Annotated in this window: 22 protein-coding genes; 8 read left to right on the top strand and 14 right to left on the bottom strand. The window is 71.8% G+C overall.

The annotated features are described in order from the left end of the window. Positions 1–168: 168 nt before the first annotated feature. Genes rodA through Q7T52_RS07275 form a run of 5 tightly spaced genes read right to left on the bottom strand, consistent with a single transcriptional unit; the run spans position 169 to position 6,037 of the window. Positions 169–1,419 carry a rod shape-determining protein RodA gene (gene rodA / locus Q7T52_RS07295; RefSeq protein WP_304800891.1) on the bottom strand — a complete coding sequence of 417 codons (1,251 nt, stop codon included), beginning with the start codon at positions 1,417–1,419 and terminating at the stop codon, positions 169–171. Between the two features lies 1 nt (position 1,420). Next, a complete protein-coding gene (gene mrdA, locus Q7T52_RS07290; protein ID WP_304800889.1) occupies positions 1,421–3,547 on the bottom strand; it encodes a penicillin-binding protein 2 in 2,127 nt (708 codons plus the stop codon). Positions 3,548–3,555: 8 nt separating this feature from the next. Further along, on the bottom strand, positions 3,556–4,080 hold the full coding sequence (gene mreD, locus Q7T52_RS07285; protein ID WP_304800887.1) for a rod shape-determining protein MreD: 525 nt from the start codon (positions 4,078–4,080) through the stop codon (positions 3,556–3,558). Beyond that, on the bottom strand, positions 4,077–4,991 hold the full coding sequence (gene mreC, locus Q7T52_RS07280) for a rod shape-determining protein MreC (protein ID WP_304800912.1): 915 nt from the start codon (positions 4,989–4,991) through the stop codon (positions 4,077–4,079). Before mreC ends, mreD begins: the two co-directional genes overlap by 4 nt. Positions 4,992–5,005: 14 nt before the next feature. Continuing rightward, the gene (locus Q7T52_RS07275; RefSeq protein WP_304800884.1) at positions 5,006–6,037 is read right to left on the bottom strand and encodes a rod shape-determining protein; all 1,032 of its coding nucleotides are present in this window, start codon (positions 6,035–6,037) and stop codon (positions 5,006–5,008) included. Positions 6,038–6,484: 447 nt separating this feature from the next. Here Q7T52_RS07275 and Q7T52_RS07270 point away from each other — a divergent pair, with 447 nt between their 5' ends. Beyond that, complete coding sequence (locus Q7T52_RS07270; RefSeq protein ID WP_304800881.1) at positions 6,485–6,997, top strand: hypothetical protein; 513 nt, start codon at positions 6,485–6,487, stop codon at positions 6,995–6,997. Positions 6,998–7,035: 38 nt separating this feature from the next. Here the strand turns inward: Q7T52_RS07270 and ndk are convergent, their stop codons facing one another. The 4 genes from ndk to Q7T52_RS07250 form a co-directional block, all read right to left on the bottom strand. Then, a complete protein-coding gene (ndk, locus tag Q7T52_RS07265) occupies positions 7,036–7,446 on the bottom strand; it encodes a nucleoside-diphosphate kinase (protein ID WP_304800879.1) in 411 nt (136 codons plus the stop codon). A 25-nt stretch (positions 7,447–7,471) separates the two neighbouring features. Beyond that, entirely contained in the window at positions 7,472–8,143 is a 672-nt protein-coding gene (locus Q7T52_RS07260; protein ID WP_304800877.1) for a pyridoxamine 5'-phosphate oxidase family protein, read from the bottom strand. Positions 8,144–8,236: 93 nt separating this feature from the next. Then, a complete protein-coding gene (locus Q7T52_RS07255; protein WP_304800875.1) occupies positions 8,237–8,629 on the bottom strand; it encodes a DUF4233 domain-containing protein in 393 nt (130 codons plus the stop codon). Continuing rightward, positions 8,626–10,017 (bottom strand): folylpolyglutamate synthase/dihydrofolate synthase family protein, encoded by a 1,392-nt coding sequence (locus Q7T52_RS07250; RefSeq protein ID WP_304800873.1) that lies wholly within the window; start codon positions 10,015–10,017, stop codon positions 8,626–8,628. Before Q7T52_RS07250 ends, Q7T52_RS07255 begins: the two co-directional genes overlap by 4 nt. A 188-nt stretch (positions 10,018–10,205) precedes the next feature. Between Q7T52_RS07250 and Q7T52_RS07245 the strand changes: the two genes are divergently transcribed. From Q7T52_RS07245 to valS, 4 genes are all read left to right on the top strand, one after another. Then, a complete protein-coding gene (locus Q7T52_RS07245) occupies positions 10,206–11,309 on the top strand; it encodes an NAD(P)-dependent alcohol dehydrogenase (protein WP_304800871.1) in 1,104 nt (367 codons plus the stop codon). A 59-nt stretch (positions 11,310–11,368) separates the two neighbouring features. After that, positions 11,369–11,905: a SigE family RNA polymerase sigma factor gene (locus Q7T52_RS07240; protein WP_304800869.1), complete on the top strand. Its 537-nt coding sequence runs from the start codon at positions 11,369–11,371 to the stop codon at positions 11,903–11,905. Beyond that, entirely contained in the window at positions 11,902–12,975 is a 1,074-nt protein-coding gene (locus Q7T52_RS07235) for a hypothetical protein (RefSeq protein ID WP_304800868.1), read from the top strand. The genes Q7T52_RS07240 and Q7T52_RS07235 overlap by 4 nt, the downstream gene beginning before the upstream one ends. Before the next feature lie 94 nt (positions 12,976–13,069). Next, positions 13,070–15,685, top strand: a complete 2,616-nt coding sequence (gene valS, locus Q7T52_RS07230; protein ID WP_304800866.1) for a valine--tRNA ligase — start codon at positions 13,070–13,072, stop codon at positions 15,683–15,685. A 394-nt stretch (positions 15,686–16,079) separates the two neighbouring features. Here valS and clpX read toward each other — a convergent pair whose 3' ends face one another. The 5 genes from clpX to Q7T52_RS07205 form a co-directional block, all read right to left on the bottom strand. Continuing rightward, positions 16,080–17,363, bottom strand: coding sequence for an ATP-dependent Clp protease ATP-binding subunit ClpX (clpX, locus tag Q7T52_RS07225; RefSeq protein ID WP_304800864.1), 1,284 nt, complete (start codon positions 17,361–17,363; stop codon positions 16,080–16,082). Between the two features lie 159 nt (positions 17,364–17,522). Then, positions 17,523–18,128: an ATP-dependent Clp protease proteolytic subunit gene (locus Q7T52_RS07220; protein WP_304800862.1), complete on the bottom strand. Its 606-nt coding sequence runs from the start codon at positions 18,126–18,128 to the stop codon at positions 17,523–17,525. A 5-nt stretch (positions 18,129–18,133) separates the two neighbouring features. Beyond that, positions 18,134–18,829: an ATP-dependent Clp protease proteolytic subunit gene (locus Q7T52_RS07215; RefSeq protein WP_370692306.1), complete on the bottom strand. Its 696-nt coding sequence runs from the start codon at positions 18,827–18,829 to the stop codon at positions 18,134–18,136. A gap of 39 nt (positions 18,830–18,868) precedes the next feature. Continuing rightward, positions 18,869–19,342 carry an SRPBCC family protein gene (locus Q7T52_RS07210; RefSeq protein ID WP_304800860.1) on the bottom strand — a complete coding sequence of 158 codons (474 nt, stop codon included), beginning with the start codon at positions 19,340–19,342 and terminating at the stop codon, positions 18,869–18,871. 88 nt (positions 19,343–19,430) lie between these two features. Then, entirely contained in the window at positions 19,431–20,612 is a 1,182-nt protein-coding gene (locus Q7T52_RS07205) for a triacylglycerol lipase (protein WP_304800858.1), read from the bottom strand. Between the two features lie 184 nt (positions 20,613–20,796). Between Q7T52_RS07205 and Q7T52_RS07200 the strand changes: the two genes are divergently transcribed. From Q7T52_RS07200 to Q7T52_RS07190, 3 genes are all read left to right on the top strand, one after another. Continuing rightward, a complete protein-coding gene (locus Q7T52_RS07200; protein WP_304800856.1) occupies positions 20,797–21,639 on the top strand; it encodes a hypothetical protein in 843 nt (280 codons plus the stop codon). A 68-nt stretch (positions 21,640–21,707) separates the two neighbouring features. Further along, a complete protein-coding gene (locus Q7T52_RS07195; protein ID WP_304800854.1) occupies positions 21,708–21,977 on the top strand; it encodes a hypothetical protein in 270 nt (89 codons plus the stop codon). Positions 21,978–22,198: 221 nt separating this feature from the next. Further along, positions 22,199–22,843 (top strand): hypothetical protein (locus Q7T52_RS07190; protein WP_304800853.1); only part of this gene is annotated, 645 nt, incomplete at its 3' end.

The following is a 22,843-nucleotide window of genomic DNA, read 5'->3' as shown; positions in this document are numbered from 1 at the left end:
TTCGCGACGTGACCCACCCTGCGTCGCGTTCGACACATCCTCCGTGGAGCCAACTGACCCATGGTGGGTCACTTCCGAGTTCCGGCAGGCGGCGAACGCGTCGCACCGTGGGTCACTCTCGGGTCCGGACGGCCCTGGAGAGCGACGCACCCTGGGTCGGGCGTGGCGTCAGGAGCGCAGGAACACCCGCGACGACGGCTGCATCCGCGCCGCCGGCGCCTCGGCCGCACGGCGCGAGATGTTGAGCAGCAGCCCGACGGCCATCATCGAGGCGAACATCGAGCTGCCACCGTAGGACACGAACGGCAGCGGGACGCCGGTCACGGGCATGATCCCGAGGCACATGCCGATGTTCTGGAAGGCCTGGAAGCCGAACCAGCAGGCGATGCCGGCGGCGGCGACGCGACCGAAGACGTCGTCGGTGCGGGCCGCGATGCGCAGCGCCCGCCACAGGATGACGCCGAGCAGCGCGATGATGACGCCGGCGCCGAGCAGGCCGAGCTCCTCGCCGGCGACGGTGAAGACGAAGTCGGTGTGCTGCTCGGGCACGAAGCCGGAGCGGGTCTGGGAGCCGTCGAAGAGCCCCTGGCCGAAGATTCCGCCGTTGCCGACGGCGATCCGCGCCTGCTCGACGTTGTAGCCAGCGCCGCGCGGGTCGAGGGTCGGGTCGGTGAAGGCGAGGAAGCGGTCCACCTGGTACTGCTCGAGCAGTCCGCCGGCCACAGCGGCGACGGCACCGACCACGCCGGTGGCGCCGAGCAGGACCAGCCACCGCCGGGCGCAGCCGGTGGCGGCGAGGACGCCGAAGACGGTGGCGCTCAGCACGAGCATGGTGCCGAGGTCGGGCTGGGCCAGGATCAGCGTGGCCGGCACGCCGGCGATGAGCAGCATCAGCAGCACGTCGGTGCCGGTGGCCCCGTCAGCCCCCTTGAGGCGCCGCGACTCCGAGCGTTCGGCGACGACCAGGGCCATCCCGATGACCACCGCGAGCTTGGCGAACTCCGACGGCTGGATCGACAGGCCGCCGAACATCAGCCACGAGCGCGAGCCGTTGACGACGCTACCCATGGTGAGGACGAGGACGAGCCCGCCGATCGAGGCGACGTAGACCAGCGGCGCGAAGATCCGCACCCAGCGGTGGTCGGTCAGCAGCACGACGAACAGCAGGCCGAGGCCGAGGGCGACGTTGAGGACCTGCTTCTCGAGGTAGGCGCGCGGGTCGCCGCCGGTGAGGTCGTCGCGGGTGCTGGTGGCCGACCAGACGAGCAGACAGCCGATGACGCTGAGCGCGACGACCGCCAGCAGGAGCAGGCGGTCGAGGCCGGGGACGCGACCGAGCGGGCCGAGCGGGCCGAGCGGGCCCGGCGACGGCGCGGGTCCGGACGAGCCGGTGGGCTTGGCGGGGGTCAGCAGGCTCATGTCAGTCCCTGTCCTCGGAGGCGCGCGGGTCGACCGCCGGCGGCAGGATCGTGCCGTCGGCGCGGAAGGACGGGAGCCGGCCCGGCGGGACGGTGCCGGGGATGGCCGCCCTGGCGGGCCGCACCTGGTCCTCCTGGACGCCGTAGAGCGACTCCCAGATCTTGCGGACGCCGGGCCCGGAGGCGCCGGAGCCGGTGCCGGCCTGGCTGATCATCATCACCACGACGTAGTCGTCGGAGTAGGACGCCACCCACGACGTCGACTGCTTGCCGTAGACCTCGGCCGAGCCGGTCTTGGACCGGATCGTCACCTGGTCGAGCGGGAAGCCACCCATCTTCCAGGCCATCGTGCCCTCGCGGGTGACGCCCTGGAGCGCCTCGTCGATGTAGCCCTGCACGCCGGGCGGCAGGTCGACGCGGCCCGTGACCTTCGGCGCGATCCTGCGGACGACGGTGCCGTCGGCCGCGACGACGGCGCGGGCGACGCGGGGGGCGTAGAGCGTGCCGCCGTTGGCGATCGCGGCGTAGCCGCGGGCCAGCTGGAGCGGCGTGACGATGGTGTCGCCCTGGCCGATGGCGAAGTTGACCGCGTCGGTGACCTTGTACTTGTTGCCCTCGATGCAGAACTCGCGCGAGAACTTGTAGACGAAGTCGCTCGTGTCGGCGTCCTGCGGCTTGTCGGCGATGCCGCAGTAGTACTTCTTCATCGAGTTGTAGTAGCTGAGCTTCCACGTACGGTCGGCGATCCGGCCGGCGGCCTCGCCGGGGATGTCGATGCCGGTCTCGCTGCCGAAGCCGAACTTCTCGGCCTCCTCGACCAGCGGGTCCTTGGCGTCGACGTCGTCGGCGTCGGAGCCGTACTGCTGCCAGTAGTCGAAGCCGACGCGGTAGAAGAAGGTGTTGCAGGAGACCTCGAGGGCCTTGGCAAAGGTGATGTTGCCGTAGGCGGCCGACTCGTGGTTGTGGAAGTCGCGGTTGCCGACCCGGAACGACGACGAGCACGGCAGCGTCGTGTCGGTGGAGTAGCCGTGGGTCAGCGCGCCCGCGGTCATGAAGGGCTTCCAGGTCGACCCGGGGGCGAACTGGCCCTGCGTCGCGCGGCCGAGGAGCGGCGTACCGGCCTTCTCGGAGTAGAGCGTGGCGAGCTGCTTCTTGGTGATGCCGCCGACCCAGACCGAGGGGTCGTACGTCGGCTGGCTGGCCATGGCGACGATGCGGCCGGTGTCGGCCTCCATGACGACCGCGGCGCCAGACTCCGCGACGAAGTTGCGGCCGGTGACGGGGTCGCGGGTGGCCCGGGCGGTCGTGATCATCTCGTGGAGCTGGCGCTCGACGACCTTCTGCACCTTGGCGTCGATCGAGGTGACGAGGGTGTCGCCGGGCTGGGCCGCGACGTCGGCCTCGTCCCCGATCACGCGGCCCATCGAGTCGACCTCGACCTGCTGGTAGCCGGGCATCCCGCGCAGCCAGGAGTCGTACTGCTGCTCGATGCCGGCGCGGCCGACGACCGAGGCGCCGTTGACCGACCGGTCCCCGCCGTCCTCGGCGGTGTCGAGCTCGTCCTCGGTGATGGGGCTGAGGTAGCCGAGCAGGTGGGCGGCGTTGATGCCGAACGGCTGGGGGTAGGCGCGCACGCTCTCCTGCGCGACGACGACGCCCGGGAAGTCCTCGGGCTGCTCGCGCAGGCGCTGGGCGCCCTCCTGCGGGAGGTCCTGGGCGACCGGGACGGGCTGGTAGGGCGACCCGTTCCAGCAGACGCCCGGCTCCGCGTCCTCGGCGCCGCAGGACAGCAGCTTCTTCTCGATCCGGCGCGGCTTGACGTCGATGACCTTGCCGACGCGGCGGAGCAGGATCTTGCGCTCGTCGGCAGGCAGCTTGCCGAGCACGGTGCGGTCGAGCGAGACGACCCAGGTCAGCCGGTTGGCGACGAGCGGCCGGCCCTGGTCGTCGACGATCAGGCCGCGGGTCGGCTGGACGACGATCTCGCGCACGGACTGGGCGGCGGCGCGGCCCTGGTACTCGTCACCGCTGACCACCTGCAGGTAGTAGAGGCGCACGAAGAGCGTGGCGAACAGCGAGAAGACGAGGGCCTGGATCACCAGGAGGCGGAGCCCACCCCGGGTGGGCACGGCCGAGGTCATCGGGCGGGGACCCGGTCCGGCTCGAGGCGGGCAAGGACCCAGGTGACCGCGGGCAGGACGAACGGGGCGAGCACGAGGTCCCACACGACACCGACGAGCACGACCTCCAGCAGGTCCGGGATGCCGGCGGCGCGGTCGTCGAGCAGCAGACCGCTGAGGGCGAACACGGAGGTGCCGAGGAACGAGCAGGCGGCGACCGCGGCCAGCGCTCCCCCGACGCCGGCGGGGGCGTCCTGGCGGACCCGCCCGGCGACGTACCCGACGACGAGCAGCGCGAGCGCCCAGCGGCCGGCGACGTGGTCGGCGGGCGGGGCGAGGTCGAGCAGCAGGCCCGCCCCGAAGCCGAGCACCATGCCGAAGTGGGCGCCGCGGGCCAGGCCGCCCGCCACCACCACGAGCAGCACGACGTCGGGGCCGATGCCGTGCCAGGCGAGGTGCGGGAAGACGGTGGTCTGCAGGACCAGGGCGACGCCGACGACGAGCGTGGCGAGGACGGCGCGAGCCGCGACGGTGGGATTCATCGCAGGCTCCCGTCGGCCTCGACGACGGCGCGGTCGCTGCGCGTGCCGGACGGTACGGCGACCCCGACGACGTCGAGGGCGGCGAAGTCGACGAACGGGTCGATCACCGCGCGCTGCGAGGTCTCGCGGAGGCTGGAGTAGACCGAGACGACCTGCCCGACCGGCACGCCGGCCACGAACGGGCTGTCGCCGGTGGGGCTGCCCCAGGTGACGACGGTGTCGCGCTTGCGCGGGACCACGGTCTCGTCGACGAGCTCGAGGTCGAGCCGGCCGGTCCTGCCGAGGACGCCGCGGCCCTTGAGGAAGCCGAGCTCCATGCTCTCGGCGATCCGGCCGCCCACGGTGGAGTCGGGGTCGACGATGAGGAGCACGGTGGCGGTGGTGGCGGTGACCCGCAGCACCCGGCCGACGAGGCCGTCGTTGTTGAGGACGGTGAGGTCGGGGGTGATGCCGGAGTCGGAGCCGGCGTCGATGGTCACGGTGCTCGAGAACGACTGCGACGGACCGACGCCGATCACCCGGGCTGGCACGAGCGCCTGGCCGAGGTCGGTCGCGGCCGAGGTGAGGCCTTCGAGCTCGGCGAGCCGCGCGGCGTCGTAGGGCGCGGTGCGGACCTGCGCGCGCAGGTCGGCGTTCTCGGCCTCGAGGGCGGCGAGATCGCCGCGGAGGTCGTCCTGGCTCTCGAAGCGGTCCGACAGCCCGACCAGCGGGCGTACGGCGCCGTCCGCGACGGCCTGGGCGGGTCCGACGGCCTCGCCGACGACGCGGCGGGCCGGGTCGAGCGCGCCGTTGCCGCTGCTGTCGAGCACCATCAGGCTCGCGCAGGCGAGCAGCAGGGCGACGACGAGCGCGCGGGGCGGGTGGCCGGCCCCGGACCGGTCCTCACGGGGAGCGCGGCCGTAGCCGCGCATCCGGGACACCGGCCTCACTTGTAGCGCCGGTGGTCGGCGACGAGCACGGCCTGCAGCGCCTCGAACTCCTCGACGCAGCGCCCGGCGCCGAGGGCGACGGAGACGAGCGGGTTCTCGGCGACGTGGACCGGCATCCCGGTCTCGTGGCGGATCCGTTCGTCGAGGCCGCGGAGCAGGGCGCCGCCGCCGGTGAGCACGATGCCGCGGTCCATGATGTCGCCGGCCAGCTCGGGCGGCGTCTGGTCGAGCGTGACGCGGACGGCGTCGACGATCGCGTGCAGCGGCTCCTCGATGGCCTGGCGGATCTGGGCCGCGGTGACCTCGACGGTGCGCGGGAGGCCGCTGACCAGGTCGCGTCCGCGGACCTCGGCCGTCGGCTCGTGCGTCGCGGGGAAGGCCGACCCGAGGGTCATCTTGACCTCCTCGGCGGTGCGCTCCCCCAGCATCAGGGAGTGCTCCTTCTTCATCCAGTTCACGATCGCCTGGTCGAGCTCGTCGCCGGCCGTGCGGATGCTGAGGCTGGTGACGATGCCGCCGAGGGAGATGACGGCGACCTCGGTGGTGCCGCCGCCGACGTCGACGACCATGTTGCCGGTGGGCTGGTGGACGGGCAGCCCGGCGCCGATCGCGGCCGCCATCGGCTCCTCGACGATGTAGACCCGCCGCGCGCCGGCCTGGTAGCCGGCCTCCTTGACCGCCCGCTGCTCGACCGCGGTGATGCCGCTCGGCACGCAGATGACCATGCGGGGCTTGGCGAAGTAGCGGCGGCGGTGGACCTGCTGGATGAACCAGCGCAGCATCTGCTCGGTCGCCTCGAAGTCGGCGATCACGCCGTCCTTGAGCGGCCGGAGCGCCGTGATGTTGTCGGGCGTCCGACCGATCATCCGCTTGGCGTCGTGGCCCACGGCGAGGATCTCGCCGGTCGTGTCGTTGAGCGCGACCACGCTCGGCTCGTCGAGCACGATGCCCCGGCGCCGGACGTAGACCAGCGTGTTGGCGGTGCCGAGGTCGACGGCCATGTCACGACCGATGATGCTGTTCGCCATGCGCGCGCGCCTCACTGCCGTGCGCGGGGTCGGGGAAGACGGGGGAAGTCAGGTACGACGCGCGCACGGACGCCGGACCCGGTAGCGAGCGTAAGCAGTGTGGCCCGTGTGACGACGGAGGCGCGTGGGGTGTGTCGTGACGCCGGCTGAGGTGCGACGTCGGCTGAGGTGCGAGGCCGCCCGCGGCCGAGCCTCGAAGCCACCGCGACGTCGGCCGAGGTGCGAGGCCGCCCGCGGCCGAGCCTCGAAGCCACCGCGACGTCGGCTGAGGTGCCAGGCCGCCTGCGGCCGAGCCTCGAAGCCACCGCAGCCGATGAACCAACCGCACCACCGAGAACGACCAGAAGAAGATCCGCCCCCGCCGACGTATCAGCGGGCCGCCGACCCGCTCCTCCTCCTGACCGGCCCGGACCACGGGCCACTGGCCCACCCCACAGGAGACCCACCATGTCCGCTCAGCCCCGCCGGATGTCCGGCGCCGCCAAGATCGCCGGCGCCGTCCTCGCTGCCGCCGTCCTCGTCCCGACCGCCTCCACCGCGGCCGGCAACCTCGTCACCATCTCCGACCCGAGCAACGCCAACGCCGCCAAGGTCTCCGACCTGGGCCGGCTGCAGGTCGAGAACGTCAACACCACCGACCTGCTCTTCCGCACCCCCGCCGGCGCCGTCTCGTTCCCGGCCGGCACGACCAAGAGCCTCGGCACCGTCAGCACCGCGGGCTACGAGAAGATCCGCGTCGTCGCCAACAACCGCACCGGGTCGGCGTCCAAGATCACGTTCCGCGTCACGATCCTCGAGGGCAACGAGCTCGTCGCCCAGCTCGCGACCTTCACGCTCGCCCCCCGCGGCCAGCGCACGTTCGTCCTCGACGTACCGGCCCGCGCGATCGCGCTCTATGCCGCGGCCGCTCTCGGTCACGGCAACGTCGCCACCGACGTCCTGGTCTACGGTGCCCGCTGAGGTATCCCTTCCTCCCCCACGGGTGGGCCCACCTCAGGTCAGACGAGACCGGGGAACCAAAGCGTGATCTCGCGCTCCGCCGACTCGGGCGAGTCGGAGGCGTGCACGAGGTTCTCGCGGTTGGAGAGCGACAGGTCGCCGCGGATGGTGCCGGGGGCGGCCTTGCGTCCGTCGGTCGCGCCGTTGATCGCGCGGACGACGTCGATCGCCTCGTCGCCCTCGAGCACCAGCGACACCAGCGGACCGCTCGTCGCGAAGGCGCGCAGCGGCGGGTAGAAGTCGCGCTCGACGTGCTCGGCGTAGTGCTGGTCAGCCATCTCGCCGTCGATGAGCCGGTGCTCGAGCGCCACGATGGTCAGGCCCTTGGCCTCGAACCGGGAGAGCACCTGGCCGACCAGGCCACGGCGGACGGTGTCGGGCTTGAGGAGGACCAGGGTGCGCTGCGTCATGCGCCGCACCCTAGCCAACCGCGGCTCACGCGAAGCCGGCCGCCCGCCGTACGACGTCGGCCGGGACGTCGTCGTGGGAGTCGGTGCCCGAGACCGGACCCGAGGACACCCGGCGCAGCGGGATGACCCCGCCCCAGACGCCGGCCTCGACGTCCTCGGGCTCGTCGACCGGGCCCTCGGCACGGACCTTCATCGAGGCCTCGACCAGGGGTACGGCGAGCACCGAGGTCGCGGCGAGCTCCCGGCGCGTGTGCGGCCGGAGCGTGGCGGCCCGGCCGGGCACCATGTGGTCGACCGTCAGCGTCAGCGCGTGCGCCTTCTCCTCGGGGTCGTCGACGATCCGGGCGTCGCCGATGACGACGACCGAGCGGTAGTTCATCGAGTGGTGGAAGCCCGAGCGCGCAGCGACCAGCCCGTCCACCTCGGTCACCGTCACGCACACGGTGCGCGACTCGGCACCGACCAGCCAGCGCGCCGCGACCGACCCGTGGATGTAGAGCGTCCCACCGTCGTCGGGGCCGTCGAGGTCGACGGCGAACGCCACCGGCAGCACCACCGGGTGGTCCCCCGCGTCGACGCCCACGTGGGCGACCAGGGCGTCGGCGAGCAGCGCGTGCATCGGCTCCCGGTCGTCCTGGGCGCGGTTGCGCCCACGACGGACGGTGGTGCGGTCGGTCGGCGACAACGGCGTGCTCATGGCCCCATCCTCCCGCTCCGACCCGCGGTCCCGACCCATTTTCCAGCCCCGAGCGCGCCGACCCGTCGTAGATGGACGACGGGTCAGCGAGAACTAGGCGGGTGACTCGCCGCGGGCGGCTTCCTCGGCGTCGAACCGCGCGTAGGCCTCGGCCCGCTCGCGCTCGATCTTGCGGCCGAGGTAGTCGGCGGTGCCCCAGAGCAGGGCGAACAGCGCGCCGAGGAAGAACATCGTGGTGACGAGAAACCCGAGGGCGATCGCGGCACCCTGGACGACCCACCCGAGGTCGTAGCCGCGGCGGGTGCGAAGCATCCCGGCGGCCAGCACGCAGGTGACGGCCAGGCCGAGGCCGACGGTGATCGCGACGGCCGGCGAGACGTCAGAGATCGCGATCGCGACGGGGGCGGTGAGACCGAGGATGACCGCCTCGAGCGAGAGCACCGCGGCGCACATGGCGCGGCGGGGTGAGCGGTCGCGGTCGCTCACGAGGTCGCCCCGGGTGCGCTGCGGGCGGGCCTCTCGAGCAGGGTGCGGGCCTCGCCGACGGTGACGACGGAGCCGGTGACGAGCACCGCGCCGGAGCCCATGGAGCTGACGGCCTCGCCGGCCTCGGCGAGCGCCGCCGCCTGGTCGATGGCGTCGGCGAGCCGCGGCGCGACACTGACCCGGTCCTCGCCGAAGACCTCGACAGCCGTGCGGGCCAGGTCGGCGACGGGCATCGCGCGCTCGGTGGAGTTCTGCGTGACGACGACGTGCGCGAGGTGCGGCTCGAACGCGGCGAGCAGGCCCTCGGCGTCCTTGTCGTTCATCACGCCGATGACGCCGATGAGGGGCGAGAACTGGAAGGAGTCCTCGAGCGCCGCGGCGGTCGCCTCGGCGCCGTGCGGGTTGTGGGCGGCGTCGAGGACGATCGTCGGGCTGCGCCGGACGACCTCGAGCCGGCCGGGCGAGGTGACCTGCGCGAACGCCTCGCGCACCAGGTCCTCGCCGAGCGGCTGGTCGCCGACGAAGGCCTCGACGGCGGCGAGGGCCATGGCGGCGTTCTGCGCCTGGTGGGCGCCGTAGAGCGGCATGAAGACGTCGTCGTAGCGAGCACGCAGGCCCTGGAGCGACACCACCTGGCCACCGACCGCGGGCAGCCGGGTGACGACTCCGAAGTCGACGCCCTCGACGACGAGCTGGGCGCCGACCTCGGCCGCGCGCTCACCGATGATCGCGGCCACGTCGGGCGACTGCTCGGCGACGACCGCGACGGCCCCGGGCTTGATGATGCCGACCTTCTCGCGGGCGATCGCGGCGAGCGAGTCGCCAAGGTAGCGCGCGTGGTCCACCGCGACGGGGAGCAGCACCGCGACGTCACCGTCGATCACGTTGGTCGCGTCCCACGACCCGCCCATGCCGACCTCGACCACGGCCACGTCGACCGGCGCGTCGGAGAACGCGGCGTAGGCCATCGCGACGACCGTCTCGAAGAAGCTCAGCGGGTGGGGCTGGTCGGCGTCGACCAGGCCGATGTAGGGCGCGACGTCGTTGAACGCGCGGACGAAGGCATCGTCGTCGAGGGGCTCGCCGTCGATGCTGATGCGCTCGGTCATCCGCTGCACGTGCGGAGAGGTGAACCGGCCGGTGCGCAGGTCGAGCGCCCGCAGCAGCGTGTCGACCATCCGCGCGGTCGAGGTCTTGCCGTTGGTGCCGGTCAGGTGGATCGAGCGGTAGGTCGCCTGCGGGTCGCCCAGCAGCTCGCAGAACGCGCGGATCCGGTCGAGCGACGGCTCGAGCCGGGTCTCGGGCCACCGGGACAGCAGGGCGTCCTCGACCTCGTCGAACGTCTCGGCCAGGCGGGGGATCTCGGGGTCGTCGTCACGGGTGCTCATCTCCCCTCGAGTCTAGGGACCACCCACTCACCCGCCGAGTCGACGTGGACGACGCTTCCGCCCGCGGAGAACAGGTTCTAGGTTCGTCGCATGACCGACGTCCGTACGACGACCCGGGACCGGTTCGAGGCGATGCGGCGCGCCGACCCCCACCACCTCTGGCTCGAGCGCCAGGCCGAGGAGGACGCGTGAAGACCACGGCGGCCGTCGTCCACGAGCAGGGCCAGGAGTTCATCCTCGAGGAGGTCGACCTCGACGAGCCGCGCGCCGACGAGGTGCTCGTCACGATGGTCGCGACCGGCCTGTGCCACACCGACATCTCGCTGCGCGACTCGCTGCCGGCCGAGATGTTCCCGCGGGTCTTCGGCCACGAGGGTGCGGGCGTCGTCGAGCAGGTCGGCGCCGACGTCACGGGCATCGAGGTCGGCGACCACGTGGTGCTCAGCTTCCGCTCGTGCCGCGAGTGCGGCCCGTGCCGCGAGGGGGCGGTCGGCTACTGCGACAACGCGCTGATGCTCAACTACATGGGCTTCCGGATGGACGGCTCGACGACCCACCAGCTCAAAGAGAGCGGTGCTCCGCTCTATGGCTCGTTCTTCGGGCAGTCAAGCCTGGCCCAGCACGCGATCGCCTACGCCGACAACTGCGTCGTCGTCGACGAGTCGCTCGACCTCACGCTGCTGGCCCCTTACGGCTGTGGCTTCCAGACCGGCGCCGGCACCGTGCTCAACGTCTTCGACCCCTCTCCCGACCAGAGCATCGTCGTCTTCGGCGTCGGCGCGGTCGGGATCGCCGCGGTCGCCGCGGCGCGCGCCGCGGGCGTCGAGATCGTGGTCGCTGTCGACCTGATGGACTCCCGGCTCGAGGTCGCCGAGCGCTACGGCGCCCAGCGCGTCAACCCGGCCTACCTGGGCGAGCAGTCCGTCCCCGACCGGGTCAAGGAGCTGACCGGCGGCGGGGCGTCCTACGCCATCGACACCACGGCCGTCTCCGCGGTCGTCAAGCAGGCCCAGCTCTCGCTGCGCGCCCGCGGCACGCTGGTCGCGCTCGGCCTCGGCACCGACGAGTACGCCGTCGACGCCATCGACCTGCTTCAGAGCGGCAAGGTCATCCGGTCGTCGATCGAGGGCGACTCCGACCCTCTGGAGATGATCCCGCGGCTGCTGGCGATGCGGGCCGACGGCCGCTTCGAGGTCGACCACCTCGTCACGACCTACCCCTTCACCCAGATCAACCAGGCCGTTCTCGACGTCCTCGCCGGCACGGTCGTCAAACCGGTCCTCGTCTGGTGACCGTCTGGTGACAACCATCCCCTTCACCCGTCTCGTCGTGACAGGTGAAGGGGTGAGGCATGGAGACCATCGTGAGTGAGCCCAGGACGGGCCTGACGTTCGACGACTTCGTCGCCGCGCGGTCGACCGGCCTGTGGCGCAGCGCGTTCCTGCTGACCGGCGACCGGCAGAAGGCCGAGGACCTGCTGCAGGCCGCGCTGGTCAAGACGTGGCGCCGCTGGGACCGGATCGAGCACGGTGCGCACGAGACGGCCGAGGCCTACGTGCGCCGGGCGCTGGTGACGACCTACACCGACTGGTGGCGGCGTCGCTGGAGGGGCGAGGTTCCGACGGGCGACCTGCCCGACGGGGCCGGCCCGGTCGACGAGGCCGCGCGGGTCGACGTACGACGGGACGTGCTGACCGCGCTCGCCACGCTTTCCAAGGGACAACGGGCCGTGCTGGTGCTGCGCTACTTCGACGACCTCACCGAGCAGCAGACCGCCGACGCGCTGGGCGTGAGCGTCGGCACCGTCAAGAGCCAGGCGTCCCGCGCGATCGCGGCCCTGCGCTCCTCCCCCGCGCTCAGCGATCGACAGCCTGGAGACGACTCATGAATGACGACCGCGACATCAGGGAGCTGCTCGACAGCGCCGCCCCGGACCAGCCCGGCCTGCCGCCCGACGCGCGGACCACCGCGGTCCGCGACCGCGCCCGCACGGTCACCCGCCGCCACCGGCTGGTGCTGGCGGCCGCCGTGGTGTTGGTCGTCGGGGTCGGGGTAGGCGTCCCGGTGCTGACCTCGGGCGACGACGACCCCGGGCGGGCGGCCGATGCGCCACCGGCCAGGGTCGAACCGCCCGAGTGCCCCTCGACGACCATCGACCTCACGGACGGTGTCGCCGTCAAGACGCTTCCCGACGGTGCCGTGTCGGCCCGGGCCTGCCCCGCGGAGTGGACGGGCGGGGGGCAGAGCGGACCGCCGCTCGGCGCTCCCCCGAGCGACGACCTGCCGACCCAGCCCCTGGTCGAGGGCGTCGACGCCTTCACGACCGCGGTGCGGGGGCTCCCGGCGTACGAGCTGGAGGACGAGTGCCTCTTCACCACCGTCGCTCCGGCCCCGTGGGCGATCGTCGTCAGCTATCCCGACGGGACCTCCGCCACGCTCGGCTCGACGATGCGAGGGTGCGCGGCGGTGCCGGTCGAGAGCGTGGACCGCAGCGCCGAGTCGATCCTGGCGCTGTTCAGCGGTGCGACGGCACCCGAGTCGGCGGACGTCGCTACCTGCCCGGCCCCCGAGGCCGAGGACGGCGCCGTCGCCGCGCGACCCGACACCTTCGACGGGGCGGTGGCCGACCTCGGCGCCACGTCGGCCGCGGTCTGCTACGGCGTCGACCCCCAGGGTGCCCCCGAGTACGCCGCCACCAAGGGCACCCTCGAGGGCGCCGCGCTCGACACCGTCGTCACCGACCTGACGCAGCACGCGACCGCCGAGCGCCAGCTCGCCGGCCGGTGCGCCGACACGGGACCGACGCGGCTGGTGGTGCTCGCCGGCCCCGACGGCGCGATCACCCTGACCGACGACGCCTGCTCGGGCGAGTTCGCCTTCGGCGACGGCTTCTGGGTGGCGAGCCCCGAGAGCGAGGACGCGCTGGCGACCGCCCTCGGCGGCCGCGTCGACGGCTGACGACCACCCCCACCACGCTGACCCGTCGCGTCCACGCGACGGGTCAGCGCAACCGATGCGTCGTCCGTCCCTCGCGCGCCCTAGGATTTCGGGCATGACCGAGATCATCGAGCAGGCCACGGACACGACGAGCGCGCAGCCGAGCGCGTTCGTCGTACCCGACAAGGCGGTGCTCGAGGGTCTCGAGGCCAAGTGGTCGGCGCAGTGGAAGACCGACGACACCTACGCGTTCGACCGCACCCAGCCGCGCTCCAACGTCTACTCGATCGACACCCCGCCGCCGACCGTGAGTGGCAGCCTCCACGTGGGCCACGTCTTCTCCTACACCCACACCGACCTGATCGCGCGCTACCAGCGGATGCGCGGCAAGTCCGTCTTCTACCCGATGGGCTGGGACGACAACGGCCTGCCGACCGAGCGCCGGGTGCAGAACTACTTCGGCGTCAAGTGCGACCCGTCGCTGCCCTTCGACCCAGACTTCACCCCGCCCGAGAAGCCCGACGCCAAGAAGCAGGTGCCGATCAGCCGGCCCAACTTCGTCGCGCTCTGCGAGCAGCTGGCCGTCGAGGACGAGAAGGTCTTCGAGTCGCTGTGGCGCACGCTCGGCCTGTCCTGCGACTGGGCGCAGACCTACACGACGATCGGCAACGCGGCCCAGACCGTCAGCCAGCGGGCGTTCCTGCGCAACTTCGCGCGCGGCGAGGCCTACCTGCAGGAGGCGCCCACCGTCTGGGACGTCACCGACCAGACCGCGGTCGCCCAGGCCGAGATCGAGGCCCGCGAGTACGCCGGCCACTACCACCGCGTCTCGTTCCACGGCGCCGACGGCGCGTCTCACTACATCGAGACGACCCGCCCCGAGCTCATCCCGAGCGTCGTCGCGCTCATCGCCCACCCCGACGACGAGCGCTACCAGGCGCTGTTCGGCACGACCGCGACCAGCCCGGTCTTCGGGGTCGAGGTCCCGATCGTGGCCCACCCGGGCGCCGAGATGGACAAGGGCTCAGGCCTCGTCATGTGCTGCACGTTCGGCGACCTGACCGACGTCACGTGGTGGCGCGAGCTCAACCTGCCGGTGCGCACGGTGGTCGGTCGCGACGGGCGCCTGCTCCGCGAGACGCCCGAGTGGCTGCCCGGCGAGGCCGCCGCGACGGCGTACCAGCAGCTGGCGGGCAAGACGACGTTCTCCGCCCGCGAGGCGATGGTCGGCCTGCTCCGCGAGAGCGGTGATCTCGACGGCGACCCCACGCCGACGACGCGGATGGCCAACTTCTACGAGCGGGGCGACAAGCCGCTCGAGATCGTGGCGACCCGCCAGTGGTACATCCGCAACGGCGGCCGCGACGACGCGCTCCGCTCCGAGCTCATCGAGCGCGGCGCCGAGCTGACCTGGCTGCCCGCCCACATGAAGCACCGCTACGACAACTGGGTCGGCGGCCTCAACGGCGACTGGCTGATCTCGCGGCAGCGCTTCTTCGGCATCCCGTTCCCGGTCTGGTACCCGCTCGACGGCGACGGCGAGCCCGACTACGACCACCCGCTCACGGCCTCGGAGGCCGAGCTGCCCGTCGACCCCTCGACCGACCCGCCTCGTGGCTACACCGAGGACCAGCGCGGCAAGCCCGGCGGCTTCCTCGGCGACCCCGACGTGATGGACACCTGGGCGACCTCGTCGCTCACGCCCCACATCGCCGGCCGCTGGGGCACCGACGACGACCTGTTCGACCGGGTCTTCCCGATGGACCTCTGCACCCAGGCCCACGAGATCATCCGCACCTGGCTGTTCTCGCGCGTCGTGCGGTCCCACTTCGAGAACGGCGTCGCGCCGTGGACCCACGCCATGCTGTCCGGCTGGATCCTCGACCCCGACCGCAAGAAGATGTCGAAGTCCAAGGGCAACGTCGTCGTCCCGACCGAGATCCTCGACAAGTTCGGCGCCGACGCCGTCCGGTGGCGCGCCGCCACCGTGCGCCCCGGCATGGACTCGCCCTTCGACGAGTCGCAGATGAAGGTCGGGCGCCGACTGGCGATGAAGGTGCTCAACGCCTCCAAGTTCGTCCTCGGCAACATCGGCGGTGCCGCGATCGACCCGGTCCGGGTCACCGAGCCCATCGACTGCGCACTGCTCGCCCGCATCGCTGCCACCGTCGTGCGTGCCACCGACGCGTTCGACGCCTACGACTACGCCACCGCCCTCGAGGTCACCGAGAAGCTGTTCTGGGAGTTCTGCGACGACTACCTCGAGCTGGTCAAGGAGCGGGCCTACGCCGCCGAGCCGTCGACCGCCCGTGAGTCGGCCCGCGCCACCCTGTCGATCGCGCTGCACCAGCAGCTGCGCCTGCTCGCGCCGTTCCTGCCCTACGTGACCGAGGAGGTCTGGTCGTGGTGGCAGGAGGGCTCGATCCACCGCGCCACCTGGCCCACCCCGACCGAGCTTGGCTCGGCCGCCGCCTCGGACGCGGCGCTCGTCGACCACGTCGCCGCCGCCCTCGCAGGCATCCGCGGCGCGAAGTCACAGGCCAAGGTCGGCATGAAGGCCCAGCTCTCCCGGGTCGAGCTCACCGGCACCGAGGCCGTCCTGGCCGCGGTCCGGCTCGCCGAGCCCGACCTGCGCGCCGCCGGCAAGATCACCGGCGACCTCGTCTACACCCCCGTAGACGCCGGCGAGCTCACCGTCACCGCCGAGCTCGCCCCCGTCGTCGAGGCCTGACCCGACCCTCCAGCACGCTGACCCGTCGTGGATTGCTGACGGGTCAGCGTGACTGACGTCGACCCGTCGTCAACTGCTGACGGGTCAGCGTGACTGACGTCGACCCGTCGTGGATTGCTGACGGGTCAGCGTGTCTGTGACCTCAGCGGGAGAGGACGAGGACGGTGAAGACGACGAAGACTGCGGCGAACGCCGCGATGGCAGCGCCCTGACTGCGGCTCATGCGAGACCGCCTTTCGTGCCCGAGAGATGAGGCCCGATCGACCCTGGTCTGCGCAGTCTGCGCAGGTCAGAGCCGGGTTTCGAAGGCGAACCGGCAGAAATGATCCGCAAGATGACTAGGGCGGGCCAGCCGCCCTAGTCACAGACCGTCCCTCCGGGGGAGGTCGCTGGATCAGGCGGACTTCTTCTTCTTGGTCTCGGACTCGCGCAGGACCAGGGTCGGCGCGGAGGTGCCGAGCACGACCTCGTCGGTGACGATGACCTTGGCGACGTCGCCACGGGACGGGACGTCGTACATCACGTGGAGGAGGACCTCCTCGATGATGGCGCGCAGGCCGCGGGCACCGGTGCCGCGCTCGAGGGCCTTGTCGGCGATCGACTGGATCGCCTCGTCGGTGAACTCGAGGTCGACGCCGTCGAGCTCGAAGAGCTTGCGGTACTGCTTGGTCAGGGCGTTGCGCGGCTCGGTGAGGATCTGCACCAGCGCGGCCTGGTCGAGCTTGGTGACGCTGGCGATGAGCGGGAGGCGGCCGATGAACTCGGGGATGAGCCCGAACTTGGTGAGGTCCTCGGGTCGGACCAGCGCGAGGAGGTCCTCCTGGGCCTTCTCCTCAGCACCGCGGACCTCGGCGGTGAAGCCGAGGGTCTTCTTGCCGACGCGCTGCTCGATGATGTGCTCGAGCCCGGCGAAGGCACCACCCACCACGAACAGGATGTTGGTGGTGTCGATCTGGATGAACTCCTGGTGCGGGTGCTTGCGGCCGCCCTGGGGCGGGACCGAGGCGGTGGTGCCCTCGATGATCTTGAGCAGCGCCTGCTGCACGCCCTCGCCGGAGACGTCGCGCGTGATCGACGGGTTCTCGGCCTTGCGGGCCACCTTGTCGATCTCGTCGATGTAGATGATGCCGGTCTCGGCCTTCTTGACGTCGTAGTCGGCGGCCTGGATCAGCTTGAGGAGGATGTTCTCCACGTCCTCACCGACGTAGCCGGCCTCGGTCAGCGCGGTGGCGTCGGCGATGGCGAACGGCACGTTGAGCATCCGGGCCAGCGTCTGGGCGAGGTAGGTCTTGCCGCAGCCGGTCGGCCCGATCACCAGGATGTTGGACTTGGCGACCTCGACGACCTCGTCCTTGCTGTGCTTGCCCGAGGTGGGCTGGAGGCCGGCCTGCACCCGCTTGTAGTGGTTGTAGACCGCCACGGCGAGGGACTTCTTGGCCATCTCCTGGCCGATGACGTAGGAGTTGAGGAACTCGAAGATCTCCTTGGGCTTGGGCAGCTCGTCGAGGCTGACCTCGGTGCCCTCGCTCAGCTCTTCCTCGATGATCTCGTTGCAGAGGTCGATGCACTCGTCACAGATGTAGACGCCGGGACCGGCGATCAGCTTCTTGACCTGCTTCTGGCTCTTGCCGCAGAACGAACACTTCAGCAGGTCGCCTCCGTCACCGATGCGTGCCACGGGCGAGTCCTCCTGGTTGACGGTCCGAGTGTTGGGGCGAGTGCGGGGGGAGAGGTGGAGCGGGTCGGGCGAGCGAACTGTCCGACGGTACCCCGTGCCACCCCCAGGAGGGGGCGGACACGGCGATCACGTCGTCGGCGCCGCCGGACCGTGGGTCGGTCAGGCGAGTGCGGGGGTCTTGAGCGACTCGAGGACCGAGTCGATCAGGCCGTACTCGACCGCCTGCTCGGAGGTCAGGATCTTGTCGCGCTCGATGTCGCGGCTGACCTCCTCGATCGACTTGCCGCTGTGCTCGCTGATCATCTTCTCGAGCAGGTCGCGCATCCGCAGGATCTCGTTGGCCTGGATCTCGATGTCGGAGGTCTGGCCGAACGTGCCCTCGGTGTAGGGCTGGTGGATCAGGATGCGGCTGTTGGGCAGCGCCAGGCGCTTGCCCGGGGTACCGGCGGCGAGCAGGATGGCCGCCGCCGAGGCCGCCTGGCCCAGGCACACGGTCTGCACGTCGGGCTTGATGAAGCGCATCGTGTCGTAGATCGCCGTCAGCGCAGTGAACGAGCCGCCGGGGCTGTTGATGTAGATGCTGATGTCCTGGTCGGGGTTCATCGACTGCAGGCACAGCAGCTGGGCGATCACGGCGTTGGCCACGTCGTCGGAGATCGGCGTGCCGAGGTAGATGATGCGCTCCTCGAACAGCTTGCCGTAGGGATCGATCCGGCGGAATCCGTAGGACGTGCGCTCTTCCCACTGCGGGATGTAGTAGTTCATCTCAGTCAGTCCTTCTGGCGCGCGGGGCGCCCCTCGTCGGCGGCTTCGCGTGCACTGGTGACGACCTTGTCGACAAGGCCGTACTCGAGAGCCTGCTCGGCGGTGAACCAGCGGTCGCGGTCGGCGTCGGCGATGACCTGCTCGACGGGCTGGCCGGTGTGCTGGGAGATCAGGTCGAGCAGCACCTTCTTGATGTGGAGCGACTGCTGCGCCTGGATCTTGATGTCGGACGCTGATCCACCCATGCCGGACGACGGCTGGTGCATCATGATCCGCGCGTGGGGCAGGGCGTAGCGCTTGCCCTTGGTGCCGGCGCAGAGCAGGAACTGACCCATCGAGGCGGCCAGGCCCATGCCGACCGTGGCGACGTCGTTGGGGATGTAGTTCATCGTGTCGTAGATCGCCATGCCGGCGTCGACGGACCCGCCGGGGCTGTTGATGTGGAGGAAGATGTCGGCCTCGGGGTCCTCGGCCGACAGCAGCAGCAGCTGGGCGCAGATCGCGTTGGCGTTCTGGTCGCGGACCTCGGAGCCGAGGAACACGATCCGCTCGCGCAGCAGTCGCTGGTAGATGTGGTCGTCGAGGACGTTGAGCCCTGCACCGCCCATCGTGGGCCCGTTGTCGCCTGTGTAGTGGTTCACGTCGCCGACCCTAGCCCGCAGCGGGGACACTTCCACGGGACATGAGGTGTTGTTCGCCATCAGCGTACGGCGGTGGGCCGGGGTCGGTCGTGAGCCCCGTCAAGCGCTCTCGACCGCGGCCTTCAGGCGCGCGACCGTCGTCGCCATCCCGGCCTCGAGCTCGTCGGCGTGGCCGGCTGCGCCCCCCAGCAGTACGCCGGCGAACGCACCGCTCATCCGGGTCAGCCGCCGCGGCACGGGCCGCCGGTGGACGACGTGGGTGCCACCGTCGGCGGTGGCCGCCAGCTCCCAGACCCAGCGGGCCCCGCTCGACCGCGTGTCCCACGCGACGGTGCGCCCCGGCTCGAGCTCGGCGACGACCGACCGCGTGGGCCAGACGACCACCCCGCGCCGGTTGAGCCCGACGTACTGCTGGCCGAGGCGGAGCCCGCCCCGTAACAGCGGCCTCATCGTCAACAGCTCGGGGCTCCAGTCGGGCATCCGCGAGAAGTCGGTCAGCAGCGACCACACCGTCTCGGGCGGTGCGGCGATCGTCGTCTCGGCGCGCAGCTCGCGCGCAGCAGCGGTGGTCACGGGCGGATCATGGCAGGGGGCCCGGCGGCAGGAATACCCGGTGGACCGGGTATTCATGCCACCGCCGGACCGACCCGCCAGCCAGCCGTCAGGCCAGCCAGCGCCGCAGCGCCACGAGCACGTCGGGGTGGTTGAGCAGGCCGAAGTGGTCGGTGCGGCCGACGTGCAGGACCTCGGCTCCGGGGAACAGCTCGCGCCCGTGCCGGTCGCGGCCGTAGGCCGAGCGCGGCCGGACCAGCAGGTCGCCGACGACGTTGCCGACCGGGTGGCGCTCCGACTCGGTGAGCGTGGCGCACACCAGGCGGTAGCGGGCGTGGGGCAGCGGGGCGACGTCCTCGGCGAGACCGACGACCAGGTCGTGCACGCCGAGGGAGCGCCAGTCGAGGATGCGGCCGAAGGCCGCGGTCTCGGGGAGCCGTTGCAGCCCGCGGCTGCCGTGGCCGATACCCCAGGCGATGGGCGCCCCGAGGTGGGGGGTGCCGAGGGTGACGACGTCGGTGACCAGCGCGTTCCAGTCGGGGGCGGCGGGGTCGGCGGCGACCGCCCCGGCGGCCCGGACGATGAGGCCGCCGAGCGAGTGGCCGACCAGCGCGATCCGGGTGACGGGCACCGGCCACGCCTCGACGAGGCGCTGCACGAGGGCGGTGAGCGCGACGCCGTTCTCGCGCAGCGGCAGGCCGGTGTTGACGCGCAGGAAGAGGGGCGTCCACCCGTCGGCCGTCAGCGACTCGCCGTAGGTGGTGCCCTGACGCTCGCGGTCGCGGTTCCAGTAGGCCTCGTTCTCGCACAGGCCGTGGAGGAACAGCACGAGCTGACCGGTCGCGTCGGGGAAGGCCGACGCCAGGTCGTCGGGCTCGGGCTCGACGTCGGTGCCGTGCAGCCGAACCGCCATCGGGATCGCCATCTGCGGCCGCTCCTGGAGCAACCGGTCGCCGATCAGCCCGTTGACCGCCGACGAGACGAAGCGTCCGCGCGGCGTCGCCTCGAGCCGAGGACCGAGGCCGGCCGCGGCGGCCTTGTCGAAGCCGCGCGACGCGGTCCGCAGACCCAGCCCGATGCCTTCGTAGACCGCGGCAGCGATGCCGCGGTGCAGGGTCTCGGGCACCGAGCTCGCCCCGCCAGTCGCGCGCCGGGTGAGGCCGTGGGCCCGGTCGGCCCAGGCGAGGTGGGTGTCGCGGACGCTCTTGACGACCAGCTCGTCGGCGACCTCGGAGAGCAGCGACAGCGCGTCGAGCACGCCCGGCCCGGGGGCCGCCTTCGTCGGGGACATGGGCGGCAGCCTACCGAATGAGTGAACACCTGTGCACTCACGAGCGACGATCCCGGCCACCCCACGGACCGATCCCGGCCGGTCACCCGAACGTCACTGACGCGTGGGACGGCTGTGGTTGGATGCGACGCATGCAGGCAGGGACGCGGTCGACCACCAGGGAGTGCGGGGTCCCGTGCTCCGCGTGACCCTGCGAGGAGCCGGCCTGCCAACCGTGACGCTGGGCTCGGGCGAGACCCTCCTGTTCGGCCGCTCGCCCCACCACGCGGTGCCCGACGAGGACCCCGACGACGCCCTGCGCGTCACGGCGATCGCGCTCCCCCGTTGCGCTCCCCACGTCAGCCGGCTGCTCGGCGAGCTCATCGTCGGCGACGAGATCGCCCGCCTGCGCTGGCACGGCTCGGGCGAGACCCAGGTCTCCAGCCTCTTCGACGCCCCCGGCGGCGCCCGCCGGGTCACCGTGGCCGAGGGCATGGCCCTGCTGCTCGACGAGGGCGAGAACCAGCTCGTCGTGATGCGCGGGCGCCAGACCGGCCCCACGACCTACGACGACCTCTCGATCACGGTCGAGGTGGCGACCTCCGTCCCCGAGCCGGCCGCACGGCCGCGCCCGGTCGAGGACCCCTACGCCGAGCTCGACGCGACCGCCACCGCCCCGGCGCCCAAGCTGCCGCCCCTCTCCCGCGAGTGGTACGTCGCCCTCGCCCTCTCCGAGCCCTGGCTCACCGGCACCGACGACTACCCGCGCCCGCCGTCCAACCGCGAGATCTACGAGCGCGTCCTCGGCTGGCACGGCTACGCCTGGAACCTCGAGCGCGCTCAGCGGGTCGACGACGCGATCCGCTCCATCTCCGCGCTGGCCTTCGGTCCCAAGGAGGACCCGTTCAACGCCGGGCGCGGCCGGGCGCAGAACGTGCGCTTCGCGATCGGCCGGCGTACGGCGGAGGTGAGACTCGTGACCGTCGACGACCTCCAGCGGGTCGAACGGGCCGCCGCGGCCCGGAAGGTTCCACCGGCCGTCTCCTAGCGGACCGGGCGGCCCCGACCTACGGTCGCAGACGACCCCGGACCCGCCGCACCTCGAGGAGACGCACCATGGGCACCAACATGCAGGGCATGGACACCGAAGAGGCCCGCTCGACGGCCAACCAGATGGACTCCCACGCCGCCGTCGTCGGCGACGTCTGCGCCAAGCTGCTCGCCCGCGTCCAGGGCACCAGCTGGATCGGGCAGGACAAGGACCGCATCTCCGACGACATCGGCAACCAGTTCATCCCCAACGCCAACGCCGCCTGCGAGGACATCAAGCAGCAGGCGTCCTACCTCATCGCCAAGGCCGACGAGCAGGACAGCATCAGCTCCTGACCCCCCGTCCCTCCCCCAACTCCACAGCACCACACCCGAGCCACCGGAGCCACCGCCCCGGTGGCTCGTGGCGTCCCCGGCGACGGATTCCGTCGCCGAGAGCCCACCACGGGGCGGAAGTTTCCACCCACCGCGCTCTCGACCTGCGGTATCCGCGGTGCCTAGTTTCCTCATCAGCGGGCCAGCCGGCCCTCGACCTGAACTCGGACAGGAGCAAGGCCATGGCGTTACTCGGAGCAGACACCGATGAGCTGCGTGAGGTGGGCCAGGAGTTCCAGCAGGGCAAGGAGACGACCGACCAGGTCATCATGTTCCTGAAGGCCCTGATCGCGATCCTCAAGGCCGCGTCCTTCTTCTCGGGCGGCGCCAGCCTCGCCTACGCCGAGTACCTCGAGACCACGGTCGTCCCGTGGCTCGAGAAGATCTCGCAGGCGCTCGGCCTCTTCGCCAAGGTCCTCAACTCGCAGGCCGAGGCCCAGGACACCGCGAGCGAGGGCGGCACCGTCGACTACGGCTCGCTCCCGTCCTACCAGTCGCCGGCGCTGCCGGCCCCGATCACCCCCTACGAGGGCGAGCCCATCGCCGGCGCCCCCTCCGACGCGGTCCCCACCTCGTCCGGCTCCGGCTCCACCGAGGGCGGCACCGCCCCGGCCGGCGGCTCGGCGACCACCACTTCCCCCGCCACCGGCATCCCGGCGGGCAGCGCGACCACCACGGCCCCGAGCCTGACCATCGGCGACAACGGCCACCTCATGATCGACACCGGCATCGACCTCGACGGCGACGCCGGCGTCAAGCCCGGCGAGTCCGGCACTGGCACTGGCACCGTCGGCACCCCGCTCGGCTCCGCCTCCGGCGTCGGCGGC

The organism is Nocardioides sp., assembly GCF_030655615.1.
Classification (GTDB): domain Bacteria; phylum Actinomycetota; class Actinomycetes; order Propionibacteriales; family Nocardioidaceae; genus Nocardioides.
Note: the sequence above shows the minus strand (reverse complement) of the source record. Positions and strands in the feature narration are given on the sequence as shown.